The 11,500-nt window shown below is 61.7% G+C and carries 9 protein-coding genes; 6 read left to right on the forward strand and 3 right to left on the reverse strand.

The window, feature by feature from the left end; genetic code table 11:
- Window positions 1–317: 317 nt before the first annotated feature.
- From NS365_RS18560 to NS365_RS18575, 4 genes are all read left to right on the forward strand, one after another.
- A complete protein-coding gene (locus NS365_RS18560) occupies window positions 318–1,097 on the forward strand; it encodes an NYN domain-containing protein (protein WP_153003849.1) in 780 nt (259 codons plus the stop codon).
- A gap of 222 nt (window positions 1,098–1,319) precedes the next feature.
- Window positions 1,320–2,000: a ParA family protein gene (locus NS365_RS18565; protein WP_058601793.1), complete on the forward strand. Its 681-nt coding sequence runs from the start codon at window positions 1,320–1,322 to the stop codon at window positions 1,998–2,000.
- The gene (locus tag NS365_RS18570; RefSeq protein WP_058601794.1) at window positions 1,997–2,236 is read left to right on the forward strand and encodes a hypothetical protein; all 240 of its coding nucleotides are present in this window, start codon (window positions 1,997–1,999) and stop codon (window positions 2,234–2,236) included. Before NS365_RS18565 ends, NS365_RS18570 begins: the two co-directional genes overlap by 4 nt.
- 37 nt (window positions 2,237–2,273) lie before the next feature.
- On the forward strand, window positions 2,274–3,440 hold the full coding sequence (locus tag NS365_RS18575) for a replication protein RepA (protein ID WP_193753484.1): 1,167 nt from the start codon (window positions 2,274–2,276) through the stop codon (window positions 3,438–3,440).
- Window positions 3,441–4,061: 621 nt separating this feature from the next.
- Here NS365_RS18575 and NS365_RS18580 read toward each other — a convergent pair.
- Window positions 4,062–6,269, reverse strand: a complete 2,208-nt coding sequence (locus tag NS365_RS18580) for a type IV secretory system conjugative DNA transfer family protein (RefSeq protein WP_058601795.1) — start codon at window positions 6,267–6,269, stop codon at window positions 4,062–4,064.
- 335 nt (window positions 6,270–6,604) lie between these two features.
- On the opposite strand from NS365_RS18580, the gene NS365_RS23770 reads away from it, so the two are divergent.
- Entirely contained in the window at window positions 6,605–8,920 is a 2,316-nt protein-coding gene (locus NS365_RS23770) for a MobA/MobL family protein (RefSeq protein ID WP_082684714.1), read from the forward strand.
- Here the strand turns inward: NS365_RS23770 and NS365_RS18605 are convergent.
- Both NS365_RS18605 and NS365_RS18610 read right to left on the reverse strand, forming a co-directional pair.
- Entirely contained in the window at window positions 8,917–9,270 is a 354-nt protein-coding gene (locus NS365_RS18605) for a hypothetical protein (RefSeq protein WP_058601800.1), read from the reverse strand. The two genes, NS365_RS23770 and NS365_RS18605, sit on opposite strands and share 4 nt — an antisense overlap.
- Window positions 9,267–10,157, reverse strand: coding sequence for a phage integrase N-terminal domain-containing protein (locus tag NS365_RS18610; RefSeq protein WP_058601801.1), 891 nt, complete (start codon window positions 10,155–10,157; stop codon window positions 9,267–9,269). Before NS365_RS18610 ends, NS365_RS18605 begins: the two co-directional genes overlap by 4 nt.
- Window positions 10,158–10,913: 756 nt before the next feature.
- Between NS365_RS18610 and NS365_RS18615 the strand changes: the two genes are divergently transcribed.
- A complete protein-coding gene (locus NS365_RS18615) occupies window positions 10,914–11,414 on the forward strand; it encodes a hypothetical protein (protein ID WP_058601802.1) in 501 nt (166 codons plus the stop codon).
- Window positions 11,415–11,500 lie beyond the last annotated feature (86 nt).

The following is an 11,500-nucleotide window of genomic DNA, read 5'->3' on the forward strand; positions in this document are numbered from 1 at the left end:
CCGTGATTCTACCGTTGAGAGATTCGATTTCCTGTTGCAAGCGACGCTCATAAGCGGCCGAGCTAAGCGCCTTTTCCATGTTGCATTTCCTTTTTTGCAACAAAATAACGTTTCATATTGGGGAAAAAGTCAAGGATTTACGCCGCTTTTAGCCGATTGACAAAGCCTTGTGAGCATGCTAGTGACAACGTCACCCAGTGACGTTGTCACTAGCATGCTTGAGACGATGGGGTTGCGCTTAACGCTACATCTCCCCATAACGTTGTCGAACCCACCGGCAGCGTGCTGTCGGTCCAAGAGCCGTCTAGGAGAAATCCTTGGCGGCTTTTGAGTTTTGTGGCAAACCTTTTCGCATGCGCACGTTTGTCTATATCGACGGTTTCAATCTTTACCATATGAGATTGCAGAGGCAGCGCGAATTCCGCTGGCTTAACTTGAAGGCACTTGCTGACCTGCTTGTCAGCCCAGGCAATACGGTCGAAAGCGTCAACTACTATACAGCCCGCGTTTCTTCCAAGATCGATGCAGACGCACCCCGTAAGCAGCAGCTGTATCTATCGGCCCTGAAAACAGTACCGGAAATCAGCATCCATCACGGGCGCTTCTTGTTCAGCAAAAAATGGGCCTTCCTCAGCCAGCCGCCTAAAGCGAAGCCAGACGAGTACGTTTGGAATCTCCCCGCCCCTCGCGTGGTCCAGGTGGCCAAGGTCGAGGAGAAAGGCAGCGATGTGAACCTAGGCGTTCACCTGGTCCGTGACGCCCTCATGGGGCGCTTTGATGAAGCCCTTGTCATTTCCAACGACACCGACCTTATCGAACCCATCCGCATTGTGACGCAAGAAGTGGGCAAGCCGGTTGGGATTGTCGCTCCACGGCGCTCGCGCGGCTCTGAGGCTGTGATTCCGTCCGCCAGCCTTACTAGGGTCGGCTCATTCGTGGTCTATATCGATGATGGCGACCTTTATAACGCTCAGTTCCCCGATACGGTTACGAAGGCAGACGGCCAGTTAATTATCAAGCCGCCTAGCTGGACAGACGTACAGCCGATCAACCCCGCAGCTGAACGCCCCGACCCCTGTTGGCCCGTAGAAGGATAGGCCACCTATCCAAGCCACCACTCACTAAACCACGGTCCCGTGGTTTTTTGTTTCCATGGGACCATGGAAACGCAGTGCCATGGTTTGTGGCTACCACGTTACAGGGGTTCCGCGTTTCCACGGCTCCACGGTTCCCTTTAAGCTCGGAGTAAGGTTATCAGGGGAACATGGTCCCGCAGTCCCATGGTTTTGCGGGACCACGGAACCGAAGAAAGCAAGCCTATGGCCTACATCATCAGCGTTGTGGCGCAGAAGGGAGGGTGCGGAAAAAGCACCGTCGCCCGCCTGGTTGCCGCCGAGTTTTCCCGCATGCCAGGAAACTGGGACGTGAAAATTGCCGACATGGACGTGTCGCAAGCCACGTCGTTTGCCTGGATGCAGCGCCGTCATAAGAACAAGCACACGCCGGAAATCCGGGTCGAGGCTTATCAGAGGGTGGAGAAGGCCCTCGCCGATGCAGCCAGCTTGGACGTGATGGTGCTGGACGGGGCACCCCATGCCACCGCCCAAACGCTGGAAATGAGCCGCGCTTCCGATATCGTGGTCATTCCGACCTGCACCGCAAAGGACGACCTGGACCCGGCCGTGAACCTCGCCCGAGAGCTTAAAGCCAAGGGCGTGCCGGTCGAGAAAATCGTGTTTGTCCTCAGCCGCACCGGCGACAGTGACGCCGAAGTGGCCGAGGCACGCGATTATCTGGAGCGCACAAATTTCCGGGTCGCAACGGGGTCACTCCCGGAGCGCACCGCGTTCCGTCGCGCCAGCGACCTTGGCATGGCTATGACCGAAACGGCATTCCCAAGCTTGAACGAGCGCGCCACCAGCTGCTTTGCCTCCATCGTGGAGACGCTGCAACAGCCTCAGGCCGAGACTAAAAAGACCAAAGGGAAGAAAGCCGCATGAGCGCCCTATCCATTGCCAAACCGTCAAAGCGCGCAGGCTCCAAGGGCGAGCTTCCTGCCGAAGTCGTCAGCCTGCCCAACACGCAGAAGGCCCCAAGTACGGGCAGCGTCCAGCTGGCTGTGCAAATCCCGGCCGACATGCGCCGTGCCTTCAAGGCCTATTCCGCCGAGCGCGATATGAGCATGAGCGACCTTTTCCAGGTGATGTGGGAACACTACCGGGCGACCAACGGCTAAGAACCGTGGAGCCATGGGACCGCAAAACCATGGTCCCATGGTGCAGCCGGGTAACGACCACAACGCCGGTTTTCTGCTACCCGAATGGGCAGCCGAATTCCCAAGCCAACCGAATCAACGTAAAAATCAGCCTGTGAACCCGCCTAATATCCGCGACCCCGATTTGCTGGAGAAGCTTGCGAAGACCGAGACCGAGAGTCCGGCCTTTCGTGACACGCATATCCGGGCATTGGAGCGGATGCAGGCCGACCGCGATCGAGCGGCAGCCGAGGCCGAGGCCAAACGGTCAGCCTTGGCGGCGATGCCGCGCGAGCAACGCCGCCGCGCCATCATCCGGGAGGTTATCCAGACCGAAGGCCCAGCGCCTGACGGCCTGCGCTTCCTGCCCACGCCGTTGGCCATCTGTGGCCTGCCTTACCGCCGCCTCGCCGCCGACAAGCGCGAATTTGAACGCCGCCAAGGCCGCATGTCGGTTGTTGTGACGGCCGGTTGGCTGATGGACCCCAGCGGCGAGCGCGTACAGCAGCCTATTCCATGGGGGCCGAAGGCGCGCCTGATTATGGCGCACCTGTCCACCGAGGCGCTGCGCAACGATAGCCCCATTGTCGAGACCGCCGACACCCTTTCCGGGTTCATGCACGACATGGGCTTTACCGTCACGGGTGGCGAACGCGGCTCCCTGGCACCGTTCAAGGAGCAGCTACGCGCCCTGGCAGCCTGCCGCATGGAATTCAGCGCCTGGGACGGCACCCGTTCCGCCATGGTGGACGTGAAGCCGCTGGAGAAGGTTGAACTGTGGTTCGGAGAAGACCCCGCCCAGCGGAGCCTTTGGCCGTCCAAGATCGAGTTTTCCCGACGCTACTTTGACGAGTTGAAGAACCACGCCCTGCCGATCGACATTCGGGCGCTCAAGGCGTTCTCCGGGTCCGCCCGCCGCCTGGACCTTCTGTTCTGGATTACCTACCGCATCACCCGATTGAACGACCATTTCGTTTTGGACTGGAAGCCTCTCAAGGAGCAGTTTGGTGAGGGCTTTGCCCGTGACCGGGACTTCCGCGCGCACCTGGCCGAGGACTTGGCGAGCATCAAAGAGTTGTTTCCCAAGCTGCCGGTGAAGCTCACGGCACGCGGCTTGGAAATGGACCAGGCGGACAGCACCGCCCTAGCTATCCCCAAGCGCACGCTCATTTCCCGGAAATCCTAGGCTTTCCCTGCTAAAAGGCCAACATTCGCAGTGACTTAACTGCGCTGAATTGGTCGCGCGCTTCAACAGCCGCAGCAGCCGGTTCAGGCTCCAAATCGCTACGCAGAGTTGGTCGCGCCCCCTGCGAAAACTTTTACAGCTGAATCAAGGGCTTGTTTTCGAGCTACGCAGAGTTGGTCGCGCCCCTACGCAGAGTTGGTCGCGCTACCTCCTCAATCTACGCAGAGTTGGTCGCGCTCTAGCGCAGAGTTGGTCGCGCTATCCACGCAGAGTTGGTCGCGCCCTCTATATAGAACAGAAAGATTCAGAAACGTCTGACAGAAAGCCCTTCTCAGAAAACCTATTCAGAATTTCAGAAAAAGCGCGTGCGCGATAAATTTTTTTGATGAATGATGAAAAGGTAAGGGACCAAACGGAGGTGCCTACGCCCTTCCGACAGCAGCCCAGCGCATAAGGTACGACAGGGAGGCCATAAGCGGCCCATAGGCGCGTTTTTTCATCCCTGATAGACCGTTTACCATTATAGGCCAGAAAACGCTTCTACGGGCGTCCTAATGCGAATGCAGGCCCATGGCATTCGAGGGGAAGGGCTGGCAGCAGAGCCGCCAGCCCTCAGCCCGATCAAGACGCCGCGCGACCTGTCAAATTCCCATCCTGGAAATAAGGGCGCTTGTTCAACGTCGCATTGTTCGTGCGGTTGATCAGTAGCACCATTTTGTCGGCGTACTCGCTGCCCGTCAGCGTGTAGGCGGGTATCAGCGGCTTGCGCTGGCCATCGAGCAGCCCGTTTTGCTCGCCCAAATGCTTTGAAAGCCAAACGGCGGTGTCTTCCTCCGGGTTCATGTAGGCGCGGACCATGCAGTTACTCAGCATGCCCCGCGCATTGGCGTACATCGTTTCCAACTGGCCGAAATTCTGCATGAACAGCCACATGCGGACCCCGAACCCGCGCCCCGTCTCCAAGGCCTGTTCAATCACGTCCATGCGCTTCAGCCGGGGCATTTCATCGAGGAACACCGTCACCGGCTTTGCCTGGGATTCCGGCTTGGCCGTGCAGAGGTGCGTAATGGTCATGCCCAATAGCACCCGAAGAACCGAGCTAAACCGCTTCACGTCCGGCAGGTCTACGCACAGGTAGAGCGTGGCGTTTTCAGCCCGCAGCTGTTCCGGCCGGAACGTGGTGCGCCTGGTGAGCCGTGCAATCGAAGGGGATTCCCATATGTCCAGCGCATTGCGGGCCATGTCGAACACGCTTTCACGCTGTTTGTCCGGGAGGGAGAACAGCGCATTGGCGATGCGCCGCAGACGCGACACATCGCTGACCATCATAGCCGACAGGGTTTCGTCATAAGGTCCAGTCGTGCCATCGCCTCCCAGCGGATTGCCGGCCAGCATTTCCAGGACGGTATCCATCGAGCGGGCAGAGCCCTCAGCCGTCAGCGCCACATGCAGCACGAAGGCGCTTATGACCATCTGCGCCCGTTCGTCCCAATAAGGGTCCGAGCCGCCCTTTTTGGCGTCCGGTGGCGTCGTCAGAAGCTCCGCGAGGCGCTGCGCCTGGTCGTAGGCTTCATCCTGGTCGGTCGAGATAAAATCGAACGGGTTGAAGTGCAGGGAATTTGCCGGGTCAGTCGGCGCGAATTTGTAGACCGGCCCCACGTTTTCCTGGCGCCACGCACCTGTGGCGCCGTAGACCTCGCCCTTAATGTCCAGCACGACGGCCGGGGCCTTGAGGTAGAGCAGGTTGCGGATAACGTGAGACGTGGACTTGCCCGACCCTGGCGGGGCGATCGTGGCCAAGGATTCGTTCAGATCGAACAGCAATTCCTTGCCGTCCGGCAAGCCGCCCAAACGCAAGGCCGTATCGGTCGCCCCATTGGGGGCCAGCTTCACGGCTTCATCTGACGTCAGCCATTGGGTGCCGCTGTAGAGGTAACGCTGCAAAACCTCTTTTTGCATGCTCGGCACTCCCCCATCCATGGCCGATCGGCAGGCGCTTTGGACCGTCTCCACAGCACTTTCAGCCGTCCCGGCTTTGGACAAAATCGTGCGGCTGAGAATCCCCATGAACGCGGCCCGCTCACGGGGTCCGCTCACGGACTTAGGCGCTTCAATCTGCGATTTTCCCTCATTCCAGGCCAACGGTAGCGCGATCTTGTAACGCTGGTCCTCAGTGAGGCGGCCGAAATGCTGGAGAATTTCCGCCAGGCGCAGAATGGCCCGGTGGCCTTCCGGGAAGTCGCGCAGGGTGCGCTTGATAACGCTCTGGTTCATCCCGGCGCTAAGCTTGCTGCCCTGGCTCATAATCGAGACCGCTTCAAGCAGGCGCTGTTCGCCGGACCCGCCCCCGGTAAACGTCTGCGAGCGGGTCACTTCATCGTTGAATTCCTGCGAGAGGGCCACGGCTTCCATGCTGGAAACCTTGGCCCACAGCATGTCCAGCGGCACCGATATGACGTTCAGTTCATTGTCGTAGAATTTGTTAATGGCAGCCAATCGCTCGGCCTGGTCGGCTAACTCCCGTTCCCGATCGCGCCGTTGCCTGTCGTCGCGTGCCTTCTCGCCAAACGCTACGGCATCGGCAAAGGCTGGTGACTGGAGAAAGGCCCGAACCTCGCGCCGGTTGCGCGATGTGACCTCGCCTGGATGCGGCGGCAAAGCCTTCATCATGTCCATGTGAACGAGGCCCCGGATACGCTCAAACCGCGCGTATTGGTTGTCCTCCGCTATCGTCAGCGGCGGCTCGGCGCGCCGCTGCTTTTCGTCCTCCAGGCGGGCCGCGCCCGCATCCATGGCCTTCTTACCCATTCCCAACAGCCACTCTTTCATGGCCTGTCCCTCCCAGGATTACCCTAGGGCATTTCCACATGCCGCCACACGCTTAGCAAGAGGCCGAACAACCGGCCGCGCGGGGGATACCCCCGGACCCCGGCGCGGGCTTTGCGCCACCCTCTAAAGAGGGCGTGACGCCCGCGCGTTGCACCGTCCCGGCACCGTCCAGCGAACGCCAGATCCACCTACGGCGGATCTCCGCTTGTGCCTCTTGGTGAGGGCCTGCCTTGCGTTTTCCTGTGCCTGTTTTTACGGTGGCCGGGTCAGTAGAGCGCACTTATGGGTTTGCACGGCAAACCCGGCGCTCTTTCCGACCCCGGAAAGGCTTTCGCATGGCCATCTATAGCCTGCACCATGAGCCGATTGGAAAGACCACGCAGGCGCGGCCGTACACCGCCAGCGCGCACATTCGCTATATCTCCCGTAAGTCTGCCTTATCACATTTCATGGCCGAACGGCTGCCCGAGAACCCCGGCCGTGCCGCTAACCATTTCCGCGAAATTGAGGACCGGGACCGGGCAAACGCCCGTGTCCTGGACAAGGTTATGGTCGCGCTGCCGCGAGAACTGAACGACGCCCAGCGCGTCCAGCTGGTCCGCGACTTTGCGCGGACAGTCACCCAAGGGCGGGCCGGATGGCTCGCCGCTTTTCATACCAAGGGCAAAGACGAGAACAACCCACACGCGCATATCGTCTTCCGAGACCGCGATCACGAGACCGGGAAACGGGTTGCCCAGCTGAGCGAAAAGGGCAGCACCGAGCGCCTGCGCGAACTATGGGAAGCGCACGCCAACGAGGCCTTGGAGCGTGCCGGACGGGGGGAGCGCGTGGACCGGCGCAGCCTTAGCGACCAGGGCGAAGGCCGAGCGCCGACCATCCATGAAGGCCCGAAAAGTCGGGCCATGGATGCCAAGGGTAAACCCGCCGAGAGCCGCCAGCGAACCCGGCGCAATGGCCCTGGCGCGCGGTCGCGTGAACGCACCGTGGATTATCCAGCGATCGACGGAAACAACAGCAGGCCCGGCTATAACCGGGCCATTCGAGCGCCTGAGAATGAAACGGACTTCTGGCACGCGATCGACGCTGACCGGCAGTTCCGGGAGTTCGCAGAGCGCGGTTTTGCGTCGGATGCCCGACGCTACCCGTTAGCGCCAGCGGCGGCGAAGGGGCTTTTCCCAGGGGATGTCCCGGAACCAGGCTTGCGCATCGGCCGTGCGCCGGAACTCAGCGCGCATGGCGCGCTCTTTGGCGGCTCCATTTTCGAGCCAACGCCGGATAGGGTTGCTGGGGGAACGCCGAGCGAAATAGTCGCCCACCTTATCGGCGGTAGACCCGAGCGCCCAGGTCAGGACGCCCTCAAAGAGAGAATAAGTTTTAAGCATGCTGAAAGTATGGGCCGAAGCCACGAAGGCGCAAGGGAAAACGCCATGGATGAGCAGCAAAAAGCCGAGCATGCGCAGCAGGATAGTCAGATTTACGAGGCCCTGAAAAAGGACCATGCCGACGCGCGAATGGCCTCCCAGCTGGCCGATGCTTACTTCCTGGACGTTTTCTCCCAAGCCTACCGCGACCCCGGCAAGGCCTATGGGAAATTCCACGAATACGCCAAAAAGCACGGCCTGAATGCCGCCCTACAGCGGCTGTCCGACAAGCCGCAGGCCTTTGGCCGTCGCCCTGGCTCCATTCTCAGCCGAGGCGGATACGTCCGAGGCGCGAACGGTCGGCGCAACGATGCGACGAACGCCCGCCAATATCTCGCCCCCCTGGCCGCGCGCCAGCTGGAGGCCAACCACCGGGAACGCATGCTGCGTAATGCCATGCAGCAGGTAAAGCCGCCCGCGCCGCGCAAGGTGCCCGCGCCCAGGCCGGTTCCCAGCCCTGTCTACCAGAACCAACGCGCGGCCCAAATGGACCGTTTCCAGCAGGGAGCCGATCGAAGCATGGGGCAGGCCGCCAAACAGCCGCAGGCCCCGGCTTATTCGGCCGGGTTGCGGCCATGGGAAGCCAAAGCACGCGAGCAGGCTGCCGCCCGCGAAGCCAGTAGGCAGCCGCGCGTCGTGCCACCAGCACCAAGCCGGACCCCAACGCCGAACATGGGCCAGGAGCGCCAAGCACCTATCCCGCAACCACGTCATAGCCCCACGCCAGTTCCGCAGGCAGCTGCACCGCAACCCCACCAGCCGCCTGCGCATCAACCTCAAGCCGCGCGGCCAATACCCACGCCTCAGGCGGCTGCACCGGAGCAGGCCGCGCATCGACCGCCCCCGCCGCATCCGGCAGCGCCGCGCAGCCATCAGCCCGTGCAGCCTAGCCCCACGTCACCACCCGCACCGCCACGGCAGCCCCAGCCCGCGCCGCAAGCGCAAGCGCCAAGGCCGGACCAGGACAAAGGGGCCGCCCAACAGCGTGCTATGGACCAAATGCGAGCGCGCCGAGAGGCTGAACGCGCCAGGGAGCATGCCCCAACACCGGAAAAACCGCAGGCCGCCGCTGCCGATCGGCAGCAGCCTGCCCAGGCCCCCACAGGCAAAGAAGCCGAGCGCCAGCGTGCTAAGGATATGATGCGCAACCGGCGCGCCCAGGAGAAGGAAAAGGCTAAGGACGGGCCGCTGTTTGAAGACCTGATGGGCAACGGCCCATTCGGCTAACTTCCGTCACCGACAACCAGGCGGGGCGCACCCCAGCCGACCGCTACGGGCACCAGGCGAGCGACTTCAAAACCGCCTTCCATAACGGGTTCGGGCGTACCCCAATCCAGCGTCAAGCCTTCCTTATCGGCCCATTCCTTGAGCTTGCCCGCCGCTGGCGTGCCGCGCAAATCCAATGGCACCGGAGGGCGCAGCACATAGGTGAGCCTTCCCGCCTTGGCGGCTTTGGTAACGGCCAATTTGACCTTCACCAGGTCAAACAGTTCAAGCGCCACCTGGCAGCGGGTTGCCTCTGCAAGGGTTTCCAACTCCGGCCGCATGGCTTGAGGTTTGGAGCGAATATCCGTCATTTCGCACCGCCTTTGGTGGCCCAACGGAAGCCCAGGTAAGCGTCGGTTACGTCAATGCGGCCGTGGCCGAGTTCACGCGAGACTTCCAAGCGCACGGCATCGAGGCGGGCGCGTTCTGCAGGACTCAAATCATCATGCAGAGGGCCGCCGTCAGCTGGACACGGCACCCCCGCCATGGTGCGAAATCTCCAGCGGGCGTGCCAGCGCCTATGTTCGTGGAAGCTTGGAATTTTGGCTTTCAGGCCCTCACGCTGCATCTGGCGCATGTAGGTGACGAATTTGACCCCGTTGGGCACCAACGAGCCGTCGCCGCAGACCTGGTGCAATTCGTCCAGAAGATCGCGCTGTTGCTGGATAAGAACCGGCATCGAGCGCGTGCGCCCACCTTTGCACCACGACCCCTGCATGGTCAAAAGCGTGCCCTTATCGGCCACCGAAACGCGGAATTTCAGGCTTTCCTCAAGCCGCAGGCCGAAGGCCATTTGCAGCCGCACCGCCAGGCGCATGCGTTCATCCGGCAGAGCCGCCAGCTTGGCGGCCGGGGTCGCGGTAGCCTTCTGGCCCCGATAGGTGGAGCGGCTTTCAATGCCTAAAGCGGCATTATCGCGCGGGATGATGTTAGGTTTGCGGACCTTCTCAGCGGCCCAGCGCAGCCATGACATGCGGTTGCGGATGGTCGCGCCGGACAGGCGTTCCGCCTTCCAGTGGCGGACTAAGACTTCAATGTGTTTGGGCTTGAGGTTCCGAGCGTCCGGCACCTGATAGCCCAAGGCGCGCAGCTCATGGGCTATCATGGATAGCCCACGGGCGCGCTGGTCCTGTGTCGTGAATGCACCATCGGCGTTGTGCTCGCACATCACTTTCAGGCTCTTTGCCAATGCGTCCATGGCCGGGGGCTTTCATTCGTTTAGTGCTTCTGCGAGCCGCCGAACCCTTGGGTGTCGGAAGCATGCCTCAGGGGCATAAGTGGCTGGCTAATGCGGCTGTACGGGCCGCCTCACCGGGCAAATTCGCTACAATCGTCGTCCGCGGATTTCCCCGCGGCCGTCCTGTCTTTACGGTCCTTCTGGGGCGATCCTTGTCGCGGTTTTCGTGTTGTTTGCCTCTGTCGGGCTACCTCTGCTGAACTCGTGGAGCTATGCGGTTGGTCTGGTTTTCCGGGGCTTCCCGGCACGATCTTGATGCCATTGCGGCTAGTCCTTCTGTTGAAACGTGAGCGCCTTTAGCGGCTGATTTTCCCTATCCGGGGACCGGGCTCGAGCGTCGAACTCGCTCGGGCAACACTCATATGTCACTCGCCGCGATAGTTGCCTGACGGCACGGTATGGTGCGGATTTCCGCCAATGCGGCGGCTGGTGCCGTCGCCGTCACTATTCGGGATTCTCCCGAGATAGTGACGGCTAAGCCGTTTTTGGCCGTTGGCCACGGGGAGGCTTTCGCCTCCCCTGACCCCTCCCCCGGAGACCCGGCAGGCCTTCCCTACGCCTTGTGATGGGCTCCGGTCAGTCCCGCCTACCGGCACCGCCTTTGTGTCATTGAGAGCGCCCGCCGGCACCGTCGCCGGCGCATCATCGGCAAAGCTCACCCGTGCCGGCGCGTGCAGGCCCGTCAGGGCCGCCGCTTCCCGCGCGCCATAAGTCCGCGTGAACAAGAACACGCACCCGCCGCGCATCCGCGCGGCCGACGCCGCCAAAGGGCATGCCGCCGAACACACCTTCCGTCGCTGGCTGGACGCATCCGTGCTGCCCCACCTCTACGTCGAGCAATCCCCCCTTACCGTGCCCGCGCCCTTACGCGGGCAGATCAAGCGGCCGGATTACCTGGTCGGCATTCCAGGCGTTGGCCTGGTCGCGTTCGATGTGAAGGCCAAAACGCTCTATCCCGAAGGCCTGATTTTCGACCTGGAGGAAGTCCGAAAGATGCGGGTGTTTGCCCGCCTGTTCCATCTCACTGTCTATTTCGCCTGCCTGGACCCCGCAGGCGGCAGCGAGGGGTGCTGGGTCCGCCTGGACCAGCTGGATAGCGTTCCGGCCGTGCGCCGAAACGGCACCATGACGCTGTGCATTCCCCTACACGATACCATCCCGGTTTCGCTCCAAGAGGACTTTTACCGGGCGTTTGTGCGGGCTGTCGCCCTTATCTAAGGGGCCGCTGGCCCCTCGCGCGGTCAAGGGGGCCGTGGCTCAGTCGCTGCGCTCCCTGCGCCCGCACCACCCCCCTTGCCCTTGCT

Source organism: Aureimonas ureilytica (assembly GCF_001475935.1).
GTDB classification, from domain to species: Bacteria; Pseudomonadota; Alphaproteobacteria; order Rhizobiales; family Rhizobiaceae; genus Aureimonas; species Aureimonas ureilytica_A.

What these genes read in the sequence shown, in the direction of transcription:
- NS365_RS18565 (WP_058601793.1), top strand. Translation starts at nt 1,320, where the DNA reads ATGGCCTACATCATCAGCGTTGTGGCGCAGAAGGGAGGGTGCGGAAAA.
- NS365_RS18570 (WP_058601794.1), top strand. Translation starts at nt 1,997, where the DNA reads ATGAGCGCCCTATCCATTGCCAAACCGTCAAAGCGCGCAGGCTCCAAG.
- NS365_RS18575 (WP_193753484.1), top strand. Translation starts at nt 2,274, where the DNA reads ATGGTGCAGCCGGGTAACGACCACAACGCCGGTTTTCTGCTACCCGAA.
- NS365_RS18580 (WP_058601795.1), bottom strand. Translation starts at nt 6,269, where the DNA reads ATGAAAGAGTGGCTGTTGGGAATGGGTAAGAAGGCCATGGATGCGGGC.
- NS365_RS23770 (WP_082684714.1), top strand. Translation starts at nt 6,605, where the DNA reads ATGGCCATCTATAGCCTGCACCATGAGCCGATTGGAAAGACCACGCAG.
- NS365_RS18605 (WP_058601800.1), bottom strand. Translation starts at nt 9,270, where the DNA reads ATGACGGATATTCGCTCCAAACCTCAAGCCATGCGGCCGGAGTTGGAA.
- NS365_RS18610 (WP_058601801.1), bottom strand. Translation starts at nt 10,157, where the DNA reads ATGGACGCATTGGCAAAGAGCCTGAAAGTGATGTGCGAGCACAACGCC.